Genomic DNA, 20836 nt, shown 5'->3' on the forward strand with positions numbered 1-20836 from the left:
GAGTGGAAAATGTATATTCAGACCGTACTTGGTGAAATAAAACCAGAGGAACTTGGCGTTTGCGCCTGTCATGAGCATCTTTATGTGGATTTGAGCCGGATTAAAAAAAATGAGGATACGTGCTTGCAGGATACGAAACTTGTACTGGATGATTTGAAAAGTTTTTATGGTTACGGAGGACGTGCCATTATTGAGGTTACTAATGATGGAATGGGACGGGACGTAAGTAAGCTTGCTGTGATTAGTAAGGCTGCAAACATTCATATTATTGCAAGCACTGGATGTTATAAAGATCCTTTTATTCCTGAGGAGAAGTTGCAATGGAATCGGGATCAGTTCGCTGACTGGATGATTCGGGAAATACAATATGGGATTGATGATACAGGAATCAAGCCTGGTGTGATTGGTGAGATTGGAAGTAGTCTGAACGAGTTTAAGCCGATAGAAATAGAATTGTTTCACGGAGCGATCGTAGCAGCGATAGCGACTGGTCTTCCGCTATCCACGCATACAACGCTTGGAACCTGTGCGCTGGAGCAGATTGAGTTATTTACAAGAGAAGGAATACCCTTGGATCAGATTATTATCGGGCACCAGGATCTTAATGAGCAAGATGATGTGGTACTGGAGGTGCTGAAAGCAGGTGCCTATGTTGCGATGGACACAATTGGGAAGGAAAACTATCGTAGTGACAAGGCTCGCTTGGAATCCTTAGTGAAGTTTATAGATCATGGATTTGAAAACCAACTGCTGTTGTCAACCGATTTGACTCGGAAATCGCATCTTCGTGCACGTGGAGGACAGGGCTATGATGTAGTATTAAGATCGTTTGTACCTTCATTACAAGATAGGGGAATAACAGATGAAGTAATCAATAAGCTGTTGGTGACCAATCCACAGCAGGCATTCAGCATTAGGGAGGCGGGTGACACTTCAGCATGAGATATGAACAATCCGTATTGAAAAACCGCACGATGGAGCAGGCCCAACAGTTGCAGTTTAAATTGATTGATGAAATCACTAAGGAGTTTACAAATAATGATTTTTTCCAAATTGGAGATGTGGGACTGCATCCACAGTACAACAGACCGCTAACTACCGCTAGAGTTGAAAAAGTACTTGCTCGAACATTTGGTGGAGAACAGTGTGCACTGGTACGAGGAAGTGGTACCGGAGCAATTAGAGGGATTTTAAGTGTGTTGGTGGAACCAGGTGACTCTGTTATCGTTCATACCGCACCAATGTACACCACGACAAAGGAAACTTTCCGTTTGATGGGACTTCGCCAGTCTGCTACGGATTTCAACGACATGAATGCTGTGGCGGATTTGCTAGAGAAAGATCAGACTTCCAAAGTATTTTATATCCAGCATGCAAGACAGCAGCCGACGGATACGTATGAGCTCCAAGAACTGATTGAGTTTGTTAAAACCAATCGACCTGATCTGCCAATTGTGGTAGATGATAACTACTGTGCGATGAAAATGCAGGGGATCGGTTCAGAATATGGAGCAGATTATTCTACATTTTCAGGTTTTAAGCTAATGGGTCCGCAAGGGATTGGTGCCATTATCGGTAAAAAGGATGGAATCCAGAAGCTACAAGCTAGCAACTATTCGGGTGGTGGCCAAGTGCAAGGGTATGAAGCACATGAGTTGCTGCGCAGTATGGTGTTTGCTCCGGTTATGCTGGCGATTCAAAACGAACAGGTAGAAAAGTTGTGTCATCGTCTAGCAAGCGGAGAAGTTGCAGGGATCAAGGAAGTATATATCACCAATTCGCAATCCAAAAACGTGATTGTAGAGCTGGAACAGCCACTTGCATCATTAATTATTGAACGTGCTTCCCACTATGGTGCGGCTACTTATCCAGTAGGGGCAGAGTCTCGCTTTGAGCTGATACCGATGATTTATAGGGTATCGGGGAGTTTTCTGGAAAGTCAACCAAGGCTTAAGGAGTATGGTCTTCGTATTAACCCAATGAAAGCCTCGGCAGATACGGTTATCCGCATTTTAGAAAATGTGCTGCAGGAATTTAGGGGGTAAAACAAATGTTTATAGATATGACTTTAAAACGGAATGAGGGATTGATCACAGCAGCGATGCACCTTCACCAGAGAGGGGAGATCCCCCCTAATACGTACGTGATTGATGCGGACGGGCTTACCCATAATGCCCAAGTTCTGTCAAAGACAGCGGTTGAGCATGATATGAAGCTCTATTACATGACCAAACAGATTGGGCGTGGAGGTTTTGCCGGAAGGCTGATTGAAGAAAACGGGATAAAGCAAGCAGTAGCTGTTGATATAGATGAAGCTTACGCGCTGTCCAAGGCTGGATGTAGTATTGGCAATATCGGGCATATCGTACAGCCCGGCAAAAGCCAGTGGCGTGATGTTTTAAGCCAAATGAAACCAGAGGTGGTAACCCTATTTTCTCTGGAACGAGCTGTGCAATTGTCAGATGCCGCCTTGGCACTTGGGTATGTGCAGGATGTCATACTGAGAGTCATACGACCAGGTGATGCTATTTTTCCGGGACAATTCGGTGGATTTCTACTGCATGAGCTGAATTCATTGCTACCTGAAATGTTGAAACTACGTGGAATACGAATCGTGGGGGTTACGAGTTTTCCTGTGCTACAGATTAATGCGGAAAATACGGACTTTGCTTTCACATCAAATTTGCAGACACTACTGACTTCAGTAGAAACCTTAGCATCGTATGGCATTGAGGTAAAGCAGGTAAATGCTCCGAGTGCAACAAGCTGTTATACTATTCCACTGTTGAAACAATATGGCGTCACACATGGTGAGCCGGGTCATGCGCTGACAGGGACAACACCGCTTCATGCTTACAACGATAAACTTGCTGAAATTCCAAGTATCGTCTATGTTTCGGAGATTTCGCATATGGACGATGAGTACGCCTATACGATTGCTGGAGGTTTTTATGCTCGCTCTCATATGCAACAGGCCTTATACGGTGCAACATCGGAAGAGGTTACTTCTCAAAGGGCAAAGATAAGTCAAGTTTCTGCGGAAAATATTGATTACTACGGTTGTCTGGATCACGAGAAGTCAATGAAGGTCGGTGATACCGTGATTTATGCCTTCCGTACGCAAATATTTGTAACCAGAGCCCATGTCGCTTATATAAGAGGGGTAAATAGCCTCAAACCCGAATTGGTTCATTTCCAGAAAAGAGGGATTTAACGTGGGAAAACTCACCTTGTTTGTGCTTGATGGATTTGGTATTGGAGCTATGGCAGATTGCCATAAGCTTAAGCCAGAAGATGTTGACGCCCATACGTATAGACATATTCGAGAAACAGTGCCGTTAAATATTCCAGTCCTGTATAACTTAGGTCTTGGTAAGCTAGTGGATGATATCGGAGAGCCGCTTGGAGCATACGGTCGCAGTAATCTGGCTCATTATGGAGCGGATACCTTTATGGGCCATCAGGAGTTGATGGGGAGCAAACCCGGGATGCCAGCAACACGACTAATGTCAGAGATCGGTGCGGTGCTAAAGTCTGCACTTGAAGCGGCGGGATATCGAGTGGAAACCCCCATTGCTGGCGCAACAGTTTTACTTGTGGAAAGTGCTGTTGTTGTGGGGGATAATCTGGAGTCACAGCTAGGGAATATTATCAATGTGGTAGGGGATTTGAACCTGCTATCTTTTGATGAAGTTGTGAAGATTGGAAAAGTCATCCGTGCCAATGTAGACACGAGTAGGGTGATTGTGTTTGGCAATAAAAAGACAGATATCAATGTCATTTTATCGGTGGTACATGAAAAAAATCCAGGACAATGGGGGGTGGACGCACCCAAGGCTAATGTGTATGGTGAAGGCTACCAAGTCGTGCATCTTGGCTACGGGGTGGAGTTTGAGAAGCAATTTGCTTACATGGCCGAGAAAAGTGGAATTCCAGTGTATCGTATCGGAAAAACGGCGGATGTTATTCAAGCTGATGGATTCAGTGATCCTGTAGTAGAAACGAAGGAAGTTTTGGCCACGTTTGAACAAAAGTATCATGAAGCTGAACATAATGCTGTGTTCTTAGTTAACGTGCAGGAAACTGATCTTGCTGGGCATAAGGAGGATTCCCTCTGGTATAAGGAGGTGCTCGAAGAATCGGATCGCTTCCTAGAAACCTTTATTAAGGAGCTTGGAGATGAGGATCTGCTCATTATTACAGCCGATCACGGCAATGATCCCACCATCGGTCACTCTAACCATACCCGTGAACAGACGCCGATTTTAATAATAGGTAAGCAAACTCTACCTGTATTTATAGGAGAACGGGCTACGATGGCTGATATCGCAGCGACGATGGCGGAATATGTAGGTATTGAAGCACCGGAATATGGAACAAGTTTTTTACAGTTAATCAAAAAGAAGTAACCACTCTCGCCCAGAGGATGAAGAAAGCAGAAATGTAGTTAATGGTCCATTAGAGAATTTCTCTAGTGGGCTTTTTTTGTTTCTGGCTTTACATCCCTTGGGTATATAGTTTGAAACACAATTTATAGATTGAATAAAATATAAAATGTAAAATATAAAATTAGATAATCAGAAGTGGAGGAAATAAGGATGGCTGAATCCTGGAATAAATTTTATACACTCATGCACAAAAGTGAACCCGTGGCCGAGATTGAGCTCGATGATGCGACTAATTCCATTTCAGCGATAAGACAGATTTATGCACCACAACATGTACCAGTGGGGATACGTGTTAAAGACAGGAACATAGACCGCGCAGCATTAAATGAATGGTGGAGGGAACGAGCGATTCCCATCACTCGTGACGGAATTAAGGAAGCATTGCTTGAATTGAACGTGCCCACAACACAGAAATTGCTAGATAGAAGCTACGGGCTTAGTTTGACCGATCAATATTGGATTTCCCCATCTGCATCACATTTGGAATGGAATGATATTAACTTTTTTCACAATCCTTTTTCGGAGGATGTAGGGAATATATTGATTGGGCAAGGTTCATCTGATCCGACGAATCTGGTGTCACCAGATAATACAACCGATGGCTGGTTAAAAAAGAAATGGACGATTATAGATGGGAAGCGTTACTTGTTAAAAGCAGGAAGCGGAGAGACTAGACAGGAGCCATACAATGAAGTCATTGCCACCAAGATTATGGAGCGCCTGGGGATTCCTCATGTTCCCTACACGTTGATAGAACAGGAAGGTTCCCCCTATAGCGTGTGTGAGAATTTAATAACTCCAAAGACAGAACTCGTCACTGCGTGGTACATAATGCAAACTAGCAAAAAGCGGAATCATATATCTGTGTATCAGCATTATGTGAATTGCTGTGAAGCGCTGGGTATCGCTGGCATAGTGGAGGCGCTTGATCAAATGATCGTGGTGGATTATCTGATTGCAAATGAAGATCGGCATCAGAACAATTTTGGCGTAATTCGCAATGCAGAGACCTTGGAGTGGTTGGGTCCAGCACCAATTTATGATAGCGGTTCGTCTCTTTGGTTTGCTAGTTCACTTAGTCTGATTCGTGCAAATGCTAAGCTGACATGTAAACCATTCAAGTCTGACCACAACGAACAAATCAAGCTAGTAACCTCCTTCGATTGGCTAGACCTATCTCTATTAGACGGAATTGAAGAGGAGGTGCAGACTATTTTTTCTAATTCACATTTTGTAAATGAAGCCCGTTGTCATAGAGTTTGTCAGGCTCTGCGTGGACGCATTGAACGTTTGCAGAAATTTATTGATCGTCGTGATCCGCATCTATGGGTGGATGATCATAGTACTGATGTGAAAGAAAACATTGCATACAGTGGGTTGCAGGAAGAAGACAAATAGGAAAATTAACTTATATAGTTGATAGTATCCTTTAACCATAACAGCATTAACGTCTTTACGAGACTAAATCGTAGAGGCGTTTTTTGTTGTGCTAATAAATGAATACTGATTTGATAAAGGCAATCATGTAAAAATGACAACTCATAAACATTTGTATGCTTTCATTTTGTTATCCAAGCTTTGAATTTATCGTATATCTGACAAAGTGGACTAGTTATGATAAATCTATAGAATATTTTCGGGTCATGTTAACCGACAAAGGGGCGTAAAGACATGAAGAGTTCGACTTCTCCTACCGATTTAAAGTCCACAGAACTTACAAAACCAACAAAAACAACAAAACAAACACAACAGATACAACCGACTATGGAATACGAAAGTGTAAAGAAAAAATCGAAATGGAAGCAGACGATTGCACTTGATTTCATGGTGTTACCGGCATTAATTATTACGTTCATCTTTTCGTATATTCCAATGGCCGGTTTAGCTATCGCTTTTAAGAATTACAAACCGGGCTTGGGTTTTATGAAATCGAAATGGGTGGGATTTGAGCATTTTGAATATTTATTCAGCATTCCTGAGAATGTACAAATCATATGGAATACGCTTATTATTGCTGTTTTGAAAATGATTGCAGGTTTAATTGTTCCTTTTATTTTTGCACTGCTTTTGAATGAAGTACGAAGGATGGCATTTAAGAAAGTAGTCCAAACGATTGTGTACATGCCACATTTTTTATCATGGGTAATTCTCGGCGGTATTTTAACCGACCTACTTGCACAAAATGGCGGTTTGATTAACCAAGTTCTTGTAAGTGTATTTGGGATAAAACCTATCTTTTTTTTAGGTGACGGAAATTGGTTTAGATTCATTGTTGTTGTCAGTGATGTGTGGAAGGAATTCGGATTTAGCACAATAGTATTTTTAGCTTCGTTAGCAAGCATTAATCCAGCTTTGTATGAGGCGGCAGAGGTAGATGGCGCAGGAAGATGGCAACAAACACGCGCAATTACAATTCCTGCTTTGCTCCCCATTACAATCGTTGTGGGAACACTTGCACTTGGTAATGTTTTAAATGCAGGATTTGACCAAGTTTTTAACCTGTATAATGCGCTTGTATTTGATAAAGGGGATATCATTGATACGTTTGTTTATCGAATAGGTATTGTGGATGGTAAATTTAGCTTTTCAACCGCAGTAGGGTTGTTCAAATCCGTTGTTAGCTTTGTTCTAATTGTTTCGGCCTATCGTTTATCGTACAAGCTAGCCAATTATCGTATCTTCTAGGTGGGGGGAACATCAAAATGTATTATAAAACAAGGGCTTATCGAGTTTTTAGTTTTTTTAACTATACACTGCTTATTGGAATTTCAATATTGTGTTTAATACCTCTTATCCATGTATTAGCTGTTTCCTTTAGCGGTAAAGCGGCAGCAAACGCCAATCTTGTTGGATTGATTCCGATAGATTTTACATTTGATGCTTATGCAAAAACAATAGCTAATGAAAATTTTGTTCGCTCCATATGGGTTACTTTACAGCGAACGGTGATAGGCACTGTGTTTAGTATGGTCGTAATTATTTTAGCAGCCTACGCTTTGTCAAAGGAAAATAGTAATTTCAAGCGACGTAATGTGTATGTTTGGATTTTTGTATTCACCATGTTGTTCAGTGGTGGTCTGGTGCCTATGTATATTTTGATTCAAAAACTAAATTTGATGAATACGATTTGGGTATTGATTCTCCCAGGTGCCGTCTCGGTCTGGAATTTAATTTTGCTCCTTAATTTTTTTAGGGCTGTGCCAAAGGAAATGGAAGAAGCTGCCTTTATTGATGGCGCTGGTCACTTCCGTACACTTTTAAGTATCTATTTGCCCGTATCGATGGCTTCGATCGCTACATTATCTCTGTTCACTTTAGTAGGACATTGGAATTCTTGGTTTGATGGGTTGCTATTTATGACTAATCATAGAAACTACCCGTTAGCTACGTTCCTGCAATCTGTCATTGTACAGCAAGATTTTAGTAAGGTAACAGTTAGACCAGAGGATTTAGAAAATATATCTCAAAGAACCGTTAAAGCCGCACAAATTTTTATTGGCATGGCACCAATTCTGATCATTTATCCATTTTTGCAGAAGTTTTTTGTGAAAGGTATTGTTTTAGGGGCGGTAAAGGAGTAGTGCTCTCTAAACATTAAATCTTTCAAATTCAACTTAGATTTGTTCAAATGTAGTTCTAAGTTGACTCTAGATAAAAATTTAGTACAGGGTAGAGAGGTTTGTAGGGAATGTACGAGAGAGGGAGTAATCATTTAAAAGGGGAGGTGATGTATGAAGGAGACGGCTGATTAGCCTATATTATTTAATTTCGAGCTAAATTGAATTACATTAAGTTACTTTTAAATTCAATAAAAAGGGGTTGCGCAAAATGCTTAATAAAGTAAAAAAAAGCTTGGGGGTTGTTTTGACTGCAACGTTAATGATGGCCTTGCTTGCGGGTTGTGGAGGCAAGACAGAATCTAACAATACTTCGAGTGGAAACAATGCGGCAAAAGGGGATTCCATGTATTCCGCTCCATTTGAAAATGGAAAATATACAACCCCAGTTACAATTACGACTGTATTTCCGATCTCAAGCAGTGTTAAGTTCAAAAATGGTGAGAATATGGAAAACAACGTCCATACAAAATGGGCAAAAGAAACACTCGGAATTGATATTAAATATTTATGGACTGTAAGCGATCAAAATAATGCCTATGAAACTAAGCTCCGTCTTATGTTGACTTCTGGTGAAAAAATGCCCGATATCATTTCATTTCGTGGTAGCCAAACTTTAATTTCTGATCTTATTGATAGTGGGCAATTTGCAGATGCAGGCGAGTTGTTTGATAAGTATGCTTCGGATTTTTACAAAGAGGCGATGGCAGATGATCCAAATGTGTGGATTCCATATATGCGTGATGGTAAACGTATGGGTATCCCTATTTTAGAAAACGCATACAACAACGATCCAGTGATGTACATTAGAGAAGATTGGTTAAAAAAGCTTAATCTCAAAGCACCTACGAATCTAGCAGAATTAGAGACAGTATTAGAGGCATTTACAAATGGTGATCCAGATGGCAATGGTAAAAATGATACTACTGGCTTATCAATTGGCTTTAAAAATAACTTAAATACATGGATGGCGGATGCAGGCTGGATTTTTGGGATGTTTGGGGCTATGCCTAACCAATGGAATAAAGCCGCAGATAACACGCTCGTATATGGCTCAGTACAACCAGAAATGAAGCAAGGGCTTGCGACGTTGCAAAGCTGGATGAAGAAGGGGTACATTTCCTCAGAATCGGGATTGTATGATGAACCTAAAGCAACAGAAGCATTTACAGCGGGTAAGTCTGGTATTATCGTGGGTCCTTATTGGATGACAGGTTGGCCGATTCCTGATTTGCAAAAAAATGTACCTGATGCTGAATATAAAGCATACCCACTTCCTGCAGGTCCAGATGGAAAAATTGGACGTCACGGAACTAAGATTAGTACTGGAGCTGTATTAATCAATAAAGATATGGAGCATAAAGATGCATTTTTTGTATATCAGAACTACTTATTTGATCATTGGGCTAATCCAGAAAGTACTACATTTGTAAATGGCTTTGCAGAAGGCTATGATTACGATTTTGGTCCTAATGGAGAAATTCTTAGAGAACAAGATAGTGATAAAATTCCAGGTGGTTGGGTGGATGCTATTCGTTATACTTTAACGTTTGATGGGGCAATTAAGCCTAATCTAGCCTTAAATACATTAGCAAAATTAGCTGAAGGAGCGGAGCCGGCTAATCAATATGAGAAAAATATGGCGATGCGAATTCCTGAGCAAATTCAGGCTGCAAAAATTGTAATTGATCAAAAGGATTATGTTATGCCTGAAATGTTTACAGGCCCACCAACAGAAACACAGCTTTCTCGTGGTGATTTGCTTACCAAGCTCGAGAAGGAGATACTTAACAAAATTATATATGATAAAGCTCCCGTAGATGAATTTGATTCCTTTGTGGAAAAATGGAAAGCTTCGGGTGGGGACAAGGAAACGGAAGAGGTTAATGAGTGGTATAAGTCAGTTCAATAACATTAACTACATTTTTTATAGCTGTTCAGCCACATTTAAAAGGATTTTTTGGCATTTTATAGCTTACAGCTTTAACAGCATATAAGGGCGATCTATAAGGATCGTCCTTTATTTCCTTTTGATAAAGCTTACTGGGGGATTTTAAATGACAAGACGCCTTTCTATTTCCGGTTGGCTACTATTTGTGTTGACGCTTATGTTACTTACCATTGTAGCTGCTTTTTGGATTATTTATAGACTAAATGTAAAAGATATTCAAAGTGAACTTAATAGAAACAAAATGAAGGAGGTTGAATTTATGACCTCGCAATTATCAACACAATTTGAACAAGTGCTAATGAACACAATTACGCTATCACAGGATCAATCTGTTCGTGGGTATCCGTATGTACTTCAACTCGGAGATCAGTATTCAAAATACGAGATGAAATTAAACATTATTGATAAGTTAGCCCTCAACTCGGCTTCTACCTCGTGGAAAAATACAGTTATTTTATATTATCTAGAAGAAAAAGAAGCGGTATCATCGGATTCCTCTTATTCCTTTAGTTCCTTTAATCTTCCTTCTCAAGATTATAATCATTGGTTTTTGAATATCGAAGAGCAGGGGACAGGCTATTATTCTAACGTAATGCGAAGTCACTTGAGTCCTATACTTATTGAAGTAAGGGTTTCTCTTGAAAATCTGAAAAAAATGATGGAGCAATATGTTTCAGGAACCCCTTTATTATATGATTCACAGCAAAAGCAATTTATTGCACAAGGAAAAACGTTTAGTGAGGAACTTTATGCCATGCTTAAACCACATATTGTTGGGGAGAGAGGTACCTTATCGATAAAACAAGGCGGTCATGATTATTTATTTAATTTTATGAAGTCAGATATGTTAGATCTTTATTTTATTGATGTTTCCCCAAAGCAACAATATATTGAGCCTATAAAGCGAAATAATCAATTATTTATGTATGCGGTGTTTATCGTGTTAGTTGGCGTCATCATCTATACCTTTCTACTGCAAAAGCAGGTGCAAAAACCTGTCATTACATTAAGAAAAGCGATTGATCGGTTCGATCGTGGTGATTTCTCCAGCCGAGTACCTGACCTTCAGGTGAATGAATTCCGTATGCTTGGTAACTCCTTTAATCGAATGGCTGAAAATACACAACGGCTTATTGAACAGGTTTTGCTAGGGGAAATAGAAGTGAAGGAAGCAAAACTGAAGCAATACCAAGCCCAAATTAATCCTCACTTTTTATATAATTGTCTTAATTTTATTCAAAGCAAAGCAAGTATAAGAGATTTTGAAGGTGTTACGGCTATGACACTTCATTTGGCATCCTACTGTAGATATATTCACAAAATAGAACAAAGAGATTCCACACTTGAGGAAGAACTTAAATTTGTTGAGCATTATTTGTCTATAGTGCATTTGCGGAAAAGGCAAATTACTTTTGATATCGATATCCCACTCCATATTGGAAAGCAGCTTATACCAAGAATGATCTTACAGCCATTAGTAGAAAACTGTATTAAGCATGGCGTTGAGCCTAGTCTGATGCCTGGTGTCATTACTTTAACAGCAGAGGAAACTGAAGAACAACTCCTGATTAAAGTTAAAGATAACGGGGTGGGGATGACAAAGGAAAGATTATTTGCGGTACAAAAAAATATAGAAGATGATTTTCTCATTAAAAATGAAGCAGTTGGAACGGGGTTACGGAATGTAAACCAGCGGTTGCAGCTATATTTTGGTAAACAATCTAGACTTTTAGTAGAATCCCATTTATCTCGAGGAACCGTTTATGTTATAAAAATTAACAAAATGGAGGAATATGATGGTACATATTTTACTAGTGGATGATGAGCAATATGTTGTAGACGATCTTATGCTTGCCTTTCCATGGGAAGAACTTGGGCGTATTAAAGTATATAAAGCATATTCTGCTTATCAGGCTTTAGAAATCGTTGCGTCAACGCCTATAGATATTCTAATCACAGATATTGCGATGCCTGGTATGAATGGACTAGATCTGGTGAAGCAGGTTCGACAAAAAAAGCAAAAAATAAGATGTCTTTTATTAACAGGGTATGCAGAATTTGAATATGCCAGAGAAGCTTTGCATCAAGGTGTAATTGAATATCTTGTTAAACCACTTGACCATAACCTATTGAAGATAGCCTTAGAAAAAGTTATTCACTCTATTCATGCTGATATTGAAAGAAATGCTTCCTATGAAAAAGCGTTATTAACCTTTCGAGAAAATCTTCCTGCCCTTAAGGAAAAGCTTCTTCATGAGCTGATTCAAGGGAAGGTGTATTCACCACATGCATTACAGGAGAGGTTAATTAACTACCAATTGAGCTTTAAGCAGGATGATACGATTTATGTGACCTTAATCCGGTTGGAGGAGCATTTTACTAGCTTTGGTCACGACAGTCAGTTGTTATTTGAATATGCGGTATCCAATATTACTTGCGAGATGCTCGCAGATTTTGAAGTGTGGCATTGCCGAGATAATTATGAAAATCTAGTATTCCTTGTTAAGAGTAGAGATAACTTGCTCCAGCAGGATCCTGAGAACATAGTCCAACAATTAGGAAATATTACACAACAGTTGCATCATAATGTGAATGATTATTTAAAAGGGGGAATTTCAGTCATTCTTTCCTATGGAGGTAGATTTAGTAATGATTTAAATTCGATGTATGAGGATGCCTTGGCAGCACTAAGACAGCAAATTGGGAATGAGAAGGGCTATTTTCTATCTCTGACTAATAAATGGAAATCTACCAAAATTGAGCCGCTAAAACTGATCTATTCACCCCCAACCTTAATGCATTTGCTAGAGACAGGACAGTGGGCCTCTTATAAAAAAAGATTGCAAGACTTAAATGAAGCTTTGAGCAATTTACCTACCTATAACGAGGAGTACATTGAAGAGATTCATAGCTTAATCCTTAGTTCTTTTCATTATATTGCGCATACCAATCATGTGCTTTTGTCAGAGCTTGTTGGAAGAGAATTGTTAGAAAAAACTACTTTTCGTTCTGTTTCACAGCTTATTGAATGGAGTGAGACGCTGGTAGATACGCTGGCTTCAAAGCTGGAACGAGAGACGACAACAAATCAGAAAATGGCGATTACCGAGATTCAAAACTGCATTGTTGAGAATTTAGCGCAGGCAAGCCTTCAATACGTTGCAGACTGTGTTTCCCTGCATCCTGCTTATGTGACTAAATTATTCAAACAATGTGTGGGAATAAGTGTGAGTGAATTTATTTTGAATAAAAAAATGGAGCAGGCTGTTTCTTGGTTACGTGATTCTGAGCTAAAGGTGTATGAAATTTCTGATCAATTAGGTTATTCTAATTCGCAATATTTTATTAAGGTTTTTAAGGAGAAGTTTGGGATTACACCGCAGGAGTATCGGGTGAAGGTCTGAATAAGTATAAAGTAAATTCAAAAATAGCTTCTCTATAAATACGGCTGTATTATAGTTGTATGACAACTTAAATGATACAGTAGAAATGGTGAATGGTTCCAATTAATTCAATATTTTATTTATGGAGGGGATTAGGTATGAGTGGGAATTGGACAAAGGAAAGTATGCCAGACTTAACGGGGAAGGTCGTTATTATTACTGGTGCGAGTAGTGGCTTGGGATTAGCCACGGCAACAGCAATGGCTCAAAAAAATGCAACGGTAATTGTTGCAGTTCGAAACCTACAGAAGGGACAAGCTGCACTTAATCATATTAAAACAGTATATCCGATGGCTAACGTAAAGCTGATGAGGCTTGATTTGACTGATTTAGCACTGATCAGGTCCTTTGCGGATCAATTTCTTCATGAATACCAGACCCTCTCCATCCTTATTAACAACGCTGGAATTATGAATACACCTTTTAGATTGACTAGCGATGGCTTTGAGTCTCAATTTGGATGTAATCATTTGGGACATTTTGCGTTGACGGGGTTACTATTACCAAGGCTTCTTAATACGCCTTCCTCAAGAGTTGTTACAGTAAGTAGCTTAGTAGCCCACAAGGCTTCCATTCATTTTGATAATTTGGATGGATCAAAAGGCTATAGTGGCTGGAAATTTTATGGACAAAGTAAGCTTGCAAATATGATGTTTGCTAGAGAACTAAATAATAAGCTGGCAGAGCATCAGTTGGACACAATCAGTATAGCTTGTCATCCTGGTTTTTCAAATACAAATCTGATGTCATTTGGCTCTGGTAAGCGAGCGAACCCGTTGCTTCGAATGATTAGCAATCTTGCAAGTCAGTCTGCCGATATGGGGGCATTACCATCCCTGTATAGCGCAACTGCACTAAATATCAGTGGAGGCGAATATGTCGGACCTGATGGACGTAGTGGGAGAAAGGGCTATCCGAAGCTAGACCCTATTATTGATAAGCTCTATCAATCTGACATCTCACAAAAGCTATGGGAAGTATCTGAACAGCTTACAGGAGTTAAATATAAGTTTGAAAAATAATATAGTCTGCACAATAGGTTAGTATTTAAGCACAATGTGTTATTTCGTTAAGCAAGCTGTTTATTTATGCTAAAGTCAGTGGTATGGAAGGGAATGAACGATAATATAAAGGGAGATGAGTCATATTATGAAAATATGGAACGGGTATTCCAAAGGGATTAACCTAGGAGGATGGTTGTCACAATGTCCTTATAATCATGCACATTATGATAGTTTTATTAGTGAAAAGGATATTGAAACGATTGCATCATGGGGACTTGACCATGTCCGTTTGCCAGTTGATCATGAGGTCATTGAGAAAACTGAAAATGTGGAAGCGTATGCTGGATTTAAGTATATAGACGACTGTATTAACTGGTGTGCTAAAAATGGGCTGAATTTAATTATAGACCTACATAAAGCACCAGGCTTTTCGTTTAATAGTGCAGCAACAAATTCCTTGTTTGACGACGAGCAGCTTCAGCTTCGTTTTATCCAAATATGGAAGGAAATCGCGATTCGATATGCTAAATATAAGGATACGGTAGCTTTTGAACTTTTGAATGAAATTGTAGAAGAGGATAGCTCAAGATGGAATCAACTAGCACTTAAAACAATTACAGAAATTCGCCAGCTTGCGCCTGAGACTAAAATTGTTATTGGGGGAATTCAGTGGAATAGTGTGCATACACTCGAACTGCTGGACAAGCCATATGATGAAAATATCGTTTACAACTTTCATTTTTATGAACCATTTTTATTTACTCACCAAAAAGCAGAATGGGTAGAAAATATGCCTGAAAGTCATATGGAGTATCCAGGAAAACTCGAAGTCTACCGTAATACGGCTAAACAGATCGGAGCTTATGGATCAGGATTACATTTAGAAGAGTTAGAGGAAATGGGTCCACAATATATTGAAGCGATGATTACTAGAGCGATTGAGGTTGCAAATGAACGTGATGTATATCTGTATTGTGGAGAGTACGGTGTCATTGAGCATGCCCCTTCACAAAGTGTAGTTAACTGGTACAAGGATGTGAACGGGGTGTTTGAGCATTACAATATTGGCAGAGCCGCTTGGACTTATAAATATATGTCGTTTGGAGTTAGTGACCGATACGAGAGTAGTATTAAACCGCAGATTATTTCTTATTTGTAATTATCGTATTCTTTAATTAAATTTAATAAATACTTATATGTTCCCTCTGTCATTCCATAACTACTTGAAGTATTTTGTTGGTAATATTCCTCAGCAAATGAGACCATATCAGCAGATACTTGATTTGCATCAATAATGCTCTCTTTCCAGTAGTGGATACACGCTATTGCTTTCTTGTCTTTTACAGATAACTTGTTTTTATAGCAATAGTTCAAATTTTTGATAAAGGAATTCCACTCCTTAATATTAAAATTAACAGCTTGATTTGTACTTTTTATTAAATGGTCAATCTGTGATTGTGAAGCTGAGGAATTGCTTGCAATTTGTGCAAAAAGCGAAAGAAGGGCAGGGGGGACCTCTTGCCTTTCTTTCATTTGCTCCTTAAATTTGGATAATGACTTTAAGCGCAACTGTAAGTTCATAATCTCTGCTTTAACTCTACGCTCTTCCTCACTTATAAAATTAGCAACATCGAAGCTGTTTCTATTTACGTATTGATGAATATCCTTTAAAGTCATGCCCATATTTTTTAGTGAAAGAATAACAAAAATTTTGTTGAAAGAAGCCGCGTCATAATATCGATGACCCTGTTCATTCATGTATGCGGGTTTAAGTAGGTTTATTTCATCGTAATATTGCAACGTTCTTACACTTACACCTGTTAGTTCAGCAAAGGCTTTTATTTTTATATATTGTTCCATAACTTCACTCTATTCGATCGTATTTTCTGATACAACATTTGCTAAATGACTAAATAAATTTGGTAGCTCGTTCCAATGCTCATTTTCTAATCTCTGTCTTAAATAAACTAATTCAGCATCAATCTTTTCCATTTCCTTTTCATCAGCAAACGGCAAGGGCTGCATCAACAATCCTCTTGTAGAACAATACTTTCCAGCAATGATGAAATGACTAGGAAGCTGTTCACTTTGTACTGAAAAATGGGAAAGCAGCATACTAACGTGATCTATAGATGCTTCGACAGTGCCCGTATGCAATCCTGTATTCCTGTCACCACTAGTGATCGACAACACCGATTTAATATTAAATAAATCTGTTATCGTTCCTGTAAATTCATGAAGACTGTCTGAATATTCCATACAAAACTTCTGATTTTCAATCATACAAAAAATAGAAATGTCATTAGCTAGACGAAAAGTAAAGCTTACCTTTTGGGAAAAATCATTTATAGCTGACAACAACGTACATCCTGTAATGACTTCTTCTAGCAAAGTACGAATGTACCTTTTTCCTGTGAAATTAAACAACTGTTTTTCAGCAATTTGGGATGTGTCCACAACAGCCAATCTAAAATCTTTATTTAAAGAAAGCATTTTTATAATGTTATCCATTTTAATCACCTCTTAAAACGATTGTATCTTATCACGTAACGTGATAGACAACCGTTATCTTACTCCAATTTTTAAATTTGTATTGTTAACCATAACAGTGAACGCTTGATTTCATAACCTAAGGATGCTACAATCTCCAAAACTTAACTTTGTTTCCCACAAAGTCACTAGGAGGATACCTGTTTTATGTTAACGACATTTAAGGCTACTGCTACAAAGTTACCGCAAGGGTTGCAAGTCGAAGCAGAGTCCAGCGGTTTCAAAATTTTGATGGACGAGCCTAAGCAGTTAGGTGGGACAGATCAAGGCATGAACCCCGTGGAGGCTCTTTTATGTGCGCTTGGTGCATGCCAATCGATTGTAGTTGCCGCGTTTGCCAAACGTTTTGGGTTTTCCTATGAGCAATTTCATGTTGAACTAGAAGGGGATTTAGATCCAGATGGATTTATGGGTTTAGCAGATGTACGTAATGGTTTTCAAGAAATTCGGTATGTGATGCATTTTAAAACAACTGAAAGTCAAGAGAAAACAGAGGAGTTTGTTGCCTTTGTGGAAAATACATGCCCTGTAGGTGATTGCTTAACAAATGGCGTTAAATTAGTACAAGCAGGTGTTATTCGGAGTTAATTAATTTAATGATGGATTAAAATTACCCCAAACTTATAGGGGACAGAGGATTGTTAACTATTAATTCTAAGCAAACAATTATGGACTTATCTCCTTAAAACTTCCATTGACAACGATTACATGATCCGTATACAATACCAATATAAACGGAGTGTCACTGATGCGATCAGGCACCACCATTTGTTTTCATAACATTGGATTTATTTCCTTTGTTTATGAGAATACTATGGTGGTGCTTTTTAGTTTTTGTCCGTAAAGGAGGTGGGGGAGATGAGATTTAGGAAATCGTTAAACAACAATATTGCCTTGGCTGTAGATGATGATGGCTGTGAGATCATTATTATTGGGACAGGTGTTGGTTTTAAAAAGGTCAAGGATCAAATTATTGATCAGGCAACGATTCAAAAAACTTTCCGTATTGGCATGGATGATAAATACCATAAGATTGAGCAATTTTTTAATGTAATCCCGCTTCAAGTGATTGATGTTACTGAACGTATCATTCAATATGGTAAAGACTTTTTAAACCAGACACTAAACGATTCCATTTTGCTAGCGTTGGCAGATCATATTCATTTTGCTTTGGAACGATCCAAGCAAGGTGTTCAAATGCAAAATCCTTTACATTGGGACATCCGTCATCTTTACCCCAAAGAATATGCTGTAGGTCATGAAGCAGTGAGGCTCATTAATGAAGCATTTGGTATAATCTTACCTTTATCAGAGGCTAGCTCGATCGCGCTTCACTTTGTAAATGCCCAATATGGCAGCAGTAGTATGGATCAGACGATTAAAATCACAAAAATTATTAACGAAATTGTAGATGTAATGATGGAGCATTTTCAAACTAGCTTGGAACAAGAATCAGTCAGCTTTTCAAGATTTGTAACGCATTTGCGCTATTTCATTGTTCGCCAGTTTAATCAAGAATCGTTATCGTTTAAGGATGAAAATTTTCTGTATGAAGTATTATCACAACGTTATCCTCAGAGCTTTGAGTGTGCAAGTAAATTAAAACTGATGTTAGAGCAAAATTATAGCTTCAACATTACAGCAGATGAGATGGTTTATCTGATGATACACATCGAGAGGGTAACTACAAGTGCAGATGAGGATGGTCCATTGTTGTAATTTATATTGTTAAATAAATTAAATATGGAGTGTTACTGAGTCAAATCAGGCACCACCAAATGTTACTGATCCATATAGATCTATATTCTATATGGGCAGGTGAAGCATTTGGTTTTTTGTGTTTTCAACAAATAAGGAGGAACTTCCTATGAATAATAAAGAGCTATCTAAAGAAATTATTTCTTTGATCGGTGGAAGCAGCAATATTAATCAAGCTTGGCATTGTATTACGAGATTACGTTTTAATGTCGCCGATGAGAAGAAGGTACAGCTAGAGAAAATAGCAAGCTTGGATGGCGTATTAGGTGCACAATTCCAAAATGATCAGTTTCAGGTTGTCATTGGCAATCATGTTGCCGCTGTTTATGAGGAGCTTGAAGCACAGCTAGAGCAAGGTGGATCCCCTGCATCATCTAACGAGCATAGCAGTCAACCTCAGTCTAAAGCTAGAGGGATCAACGCGGTGTTAGATACAATTTCGGGTATTTTCACCCCCGTTTTGCCTGCGATTGTCGGTACAGGGATGCTTAAAGGTGTATTGGCACTCTTAGTATCTTTACATGTTTTGCAGGAAAAGAGTGGCGAGTTTCAGGTTATGAGCATGATTGCAAATGCAGCCTTTTATTTCTTACCTTTTCTATTAGCAGTATCTGCGGCACGTAAATTTAAGGTCAATGAATATTTGGCATTAACTATGGCAGGGACATTGATGTATCCAACCATCTTGGATGCATTTAATGCAAACAAGCTAGACCCGATCCAATTTTTATCGCTAAATGTATCGATTGTAAATTATTCACAGTCGGTCATTCCGATTATTCTTGGTGTATGGTTACTTAGTTATGTGTACCGATTCGTGGATAAACTGATTCCAGCTACAGTTAAAATTATTTTCACGCCAATGCTAGTTTTAGCAATAACAGTACCAATTTTGCTCATTTTCATCGGACCTTTGGGCAACTTTATGGGGGTATATTTAGAAAGAGGAACGTCTTGGCTGTTTGCCCATGCAGGGGCACTTACAGGAATTATTTTAGGTGGGCTAATGCCGTTAATTGTTATGACAGGGATGCATTATGCTTTCTTCCCAGGCACATTACAAAACTTAGGCAAGCTTGGTTATGACGTGTTGTTATTGCCTATCAACTTAGTTACGAATATGAGCCAAGCGGGTGCAGTTTTTGCGGTATTTTTAAAAACTAAAAATAAAACGATGAAATCTATTGCGTTATCTAGTGGGATCTCTGCTTTATTAGGGATTACTGAACCTGCATTATATGGCGTTACGCTTAAGCTGAAGAAGCCATTCTATGCTTCAATTGTAGGTGGTGCAGTGGGTGGCGGATTTATTACAGCTGTTGGGCTAAAATGCTTTGGTTTTGCAGTGCCTGGTTTATTATCTTTACCGCTCTACATTCAGCCTGACGGAGGCATGAAAAATTTCGTTTATGCGTTGATTGGACTTTTTCTTAGTATGGCAGTCTCCTTTACACTCACATTAATTTTAGGGTGGGAGGATGGAACGCAAGCGGCTCAGAACGAGCAAGCTAATGCTGTAAAAGATAGCAATTCTAAAACAAATCTAACACTTTCGCCCGAGGATGAGCCTAAAGTTTTATCCATAGCAGACCGCAAAGGGAAAGTTATGAGTCCATTAGCAGGTGAGCTTGTTCCACTAAGTGAGCTTTCAGATGAGACATTTTCTAAGGAATTAACAGGTAAAGGAATGGCGATAAAGCCAAGTGAAGGAATCGTAAGAGCTCCTTTTGATGGAATTGTGACGATGATAGCAAAAAGCAAACATGCTATTATGCTGCGCTCCCAAGACGGAATCGAATTACTTATTCATGTTGGGTTAGATACGGTCTCATTAAAAGGAAACCACTTTGATGTGATGGTGTCTGTAGACCAAGAGGTACGCCAAGGTGATGTGTTGATGACCTTTGAACTAGACAAAATTGAGGCGGCAGGGCTTGAAATTGTATCGCCAGTTATAGTTACCAATACACTTGATTATCTTGAGGTAGTTCCTGTACATGTGAAAGGGGTGATTTCAGTGAGTGATTTGCTCTTATTCACTGTCCGCTGATGGCCTCCGTTCACA

The 20836-nt window shown here is 38.9% G+C and carries 17 protein-coding genes; 15 read left to right on the forward strand and 2 right to left on the reverse strand.

Annotated features, from left to right (window positions below; translation table 11 throughout):
* The first annotated feature begins 9 nt into the window (after positions 1-9).
* The 12 genes from ABE099_RS15305 (at position 10) to ABE099_RS15360 (ending at position 15622) form a co-directional block, all read left to right on the forward strand.
* A complete protein-coding gene (locus ABE099_RS15305; RefSeq protein WP_430031989.1) occupies positions 10-942 on the forward strand; it encodes a phosphotriesterase family protein in 933 nt (310 codons plus the stop codon).
* Entirely contained in the window at positions 939-2045 is a 1107-nt protein-coding gene (locus ABE099_RS15310; protein ID WP_430031990.1) for an aminotransferase class V-fold PLP-dependent enzyme, read from the forward strand. Before ABE099_RS15305 ends, ABE099_RS15310 begins: the two co-directional genes overlap by 4 nt.
* Before the next feature lie 56 nt (positions 2046-2101).
* The gene (locus ABE099_RS15315) at positions 2102-3214 is read left to right on the forward strand and encodes an alanine racemase (protein WP_430032072.1); all 1113 of its coding nucleotides are present in this window, start codon (positions 2102-2104) and stop codon (positions 3212-3214) included.
* Position 3215: 1 nt separating this feature from the next.
* Entirely contained in the window at positions 3216-4409 is a 1194-nt protein-coding gene (locus ABE099_RS15320) for a phosphopentomutase (protein WP_430031991.1), read from the forward strand.
* A gap of 189 nt (positions 4410-4598) precedes the next feature.
* A complete protein-coding gene (locus ABE099_RS15325) occupies positions 4599-5846 on the forward strand; it encodes a HipA domain-containing protein (protein WP_430031992.1) in 1248 nt (415 codons plus the stop codon).
* 366 nt (positions 5847-6212) lie between these two features.
* Positions 6213-7133 (forward strand): ABC transporter permease, encoded by a 921-nt coding sequence (locus ABE099_RS15330; protein WP_430032073.1) that lies wholly within the window; start codon positions 6213-6215, stop codon positions 7131-7133.
* A 17-nt stretch (positions 7134-7150) separates the two neighbouring features.
* Entirely contained in the window at positions 7151-8029 is an 879-nt protein-coding gene (locus tag ABE099_RS15335) for a carbohydrate ABC transporter permease (RefSeq protein ID WP_430031993.1), read from the forward strand.
* Positions 8030-8276: 247 nt separating this feature from the next.
* Complete coding sequence (locus ABE099_RS15340) at positions 8277-9977, forward strand: extracellular solute-binding protein (protein WP_430031994.1); 1701 nt, start codon at positions 8277-8279, stop codon at positions 9975-9977.
* A gap of 145 nt (positions 9978-10122) precedes the next feature.
* Positions 10123-11838: a histidine kinase gene (locus ABE099_RS15345; protein WP_430031995.1), complete on the forward strand. Its 1716-nt coding sequence runs from the start codon at positions 10123-10125 to the stop codon at positions 11836-11838.
* Positions 11813-13420: a response regulator transcription factor gene (locus ABE099_RS15350; RefSeq protein WP_430031996.1), complete on the forward strand. Its 1608-nt coding sequence runs from the start codon at positions 11813-11815 to the stop codon at positions 13418-13420. The genes ABE099_RS15345 and ABE099_RS15350 overlap by 26 nt, the downstream gene beginning before the upstream one ends.
* 137 nt (positions 13421-13557) lie before the next feature.
* Positions 13558-14481: an oxidoreductase gene (locus tag ABE099_RS15355; RefSeq protein ID WP_430031997.1), complete on the forward strand. Its 924-nt coding sequence runs from the start codon at positions 13558-13560 to the stop codon at positions 14479-14481.
* Positions 14482-14608: 127 nt separating this feature from the next.
* Complete coding sequence (locus ABE099_RS15360; protein ID WP_430031998.1) at positions 14609-15622, forward strand: glycoside hydrolase family 5 protein; 1014 nt, start codon at positions 14609-14611, stop codon at positions 15620-15622.
* Here the strand turns inward: ABE099_RS15360 and ABE099_RS15365 are convergent.
* Both ABE099_RS15365 and ABE099_RS15370 read right to left on the reverse strand, forming a co-directional pair.
* Positions 15613-16323, reverse strand: coding sequence for a MerR family transcriptional regulator (locus ABE099_RS15365; RefSeq protein WP_430031999.1), 711 nt, complete (start codon positions 16321-16323; stop codon positions 15613-15615). The genes ABE099_RS15360 and ABE099_RS15365 overlap by 10 nt on opposite strands.
* Before the next feature lie 9 nt (positions 16324-16332).
* A complete protein-coding gene (locus ABE099_RS15370) occupies positions 16333-16974 on the reverse strand; it encodes an Hsp33 family molecular chaperone HslO (RefSeq protein WP_430032000.1) in 642 nt (213 codons plus the stop codon).
* A gap of 186 nt (positions 16975-17160) precedes the next feature.
* Here ABE099_RS15370 and ABE099_RS15375 point away from each other — a divergent pair, with 186 nt between their 5' ends.
* The 3 genes from ABE099_RS15375 (at position 17161) to ABE099_RS15385 (ending at position 20821) form a co-directional block, all read left to right on the forward strand.
* Positions 17161-17601 (forward strand): OsmC family protein, encoded by a 441-nt coding sequence (locus ABE099_RS15375; RefSeq protein ID WP_430032001.1) that lies wholly within the window; start codon positions 17161-17163, stop codon positions 17599-17601.
* 270 nt (positions 17602-17871) lie between these two features.
* A complete protein-coding gene (licT, locus tag ABE099_RS15380; protein ID WP_430032002.1) occupies positions 17872-18732 on the forward strand; it encodes a BglG family transcription antiterminator LicT in 861 nt (286 codons plus the stop codon).
* Between the two features lie 148 nt (positions 18733-18880).
* Complete coding sequence (locus ABE099_RS15385; protein ID WP_430032003.1) at positions 18881-20821, forward strand: beta-glucoside-specific PTS transporter subunit IIABC; 1941 nt, start codon at positions 18881-18883, stop codon at positions 20819-20821.
* The last annotated feature ends 15 nt before the right edge of the window (positions 20822-20836 follow it).

The organism is Paenibacillus turicensis, from assembly GCF_050461185.1.
GTDB classification, from domain to species: Bacteria; Bacillota; Bacilli; order Paenibacillales; family Paenibacillaceae; genus Fontibacillus; species Fontibacillus turicensis_A.

What these genes read in the sequence shown, in the direction of transcription:
- ABE099_RS15305 (WP_430031989.1), top strand. Translation starts at nt 10, where the DNA reads ATGTATATTCAGACCGTACTTGGTGAAATAAAACCAGAGGAACTTGGC.
- ABE099_RS15310 (WP_430031990.1), top strand. Translation starts at nt 939, where the DNA reads ATGAGATATGAACAATCCGTATTGAAAAACCGCACGATGGAGCAGGCC.
- ABE099_RS15315 (WP_430032072.1), top strand. Translation starts at nt 2,102, where the DNA reads ATGCACCTTCACCAGAGAGGGGAGATCCCCCCTAATACGTACGTGATT.
- ABE099_RS15325 (WP_430031992.1), top strand. Translation starts at nt 4,599, where the DNA reads ATGGCTGAATCCTGGAATAAATTTTATACACTCATGCACAAAAGTGAA.
- ABE099_RS15330 (WP_430032073.1), top strand. Translation starts at nt 6,213, where the DNA reads ATGGAATACGAAAGTGTAAAGAAAAAATCGAAATGGAAGCAGACGATT.
- ABE099_RS15335 (WP_430031993.1), top strand. Translation starts at nt 7,151, where the DNA reads ATGTATTATAAAACAAGGGCTTATCGAGTTTTTAGTTTTTTTAACTAT.
- ABE099_RS15340 (WP_430031994.1), top strand. Translation starts at nt 8,277, where the DNA reads ATGCTTAATAAAGTAAAAAAAAGCTTGGGGGTTGTTTTGACTGCAACG.
- ABE099_RS15345 (WP_430031995.1), top strand. Translation starts at nt 10,123, where the DNA reads ATGACAAGACGCCTTTCTATTTCCGGTTGGCTACTATTTGTGTTGACG.
- ABE099_RS15350 (WP_430031996.1), top strand. Translation starts at nt 11,813, where the DNA reads ATGGTACATATTTTACTAGTGGATGATGAGCAATATGTTGTAGACGAT.
- ABE099_RS15355 (WP_430031997.1), top strand. Translation starts at nt 13,558, where the DNA reads ATGAGTGGGAATTGGACAAAGGAAAGTATGCCAGACTTAACGGGGAAG.
- ABE099_RS15360 (WP_430031998.1), top strand. Translation starts at nt 14,609, where the DNA reads ATGAAAATATGGAACGGGTATTCCAAAGGGATTAACCTAGGAGGATGG.
- ABE099_RS15365 (WP_430031999.1), bottom strand. Translation starts at nt 16,323, where the DNA reads ATGGAACAATATATAAAAATAAAAGCCTTTGCTGAACTAACAGGTGTA.
- ABE099_RS15370 (WP_430032000.1), bottom strand. Translation starts at nt 16,974, where the DNA reads ATGGATAACATTATAAAAATGCTTTCTTTAAATAAAGATTTTAGATTG.
- ABE099_RS15375 (WP_430032001.1), top strand. Translation starts at nt 17,161, where the DNA reads ATGTTAACGACATTTAAGGCTACTGCTACAAAGTTACCGCAAGGGTTG.
- licT (WP_430032002.1), top strand. Translation starts at nt 17,872, where the DNA reads ATGAGATTTAGGAAATCGTTAAACAACAATATTGCCTTGGCTGTAGAT.
- ABE099_RS15385 (WP_430032003.1), top strand. Translation starts at nt 18,881, where the DNA reads ATGAATAATAAAGAGCTATCTAAAGAAATTATTTCTTTGATCGGTGGA.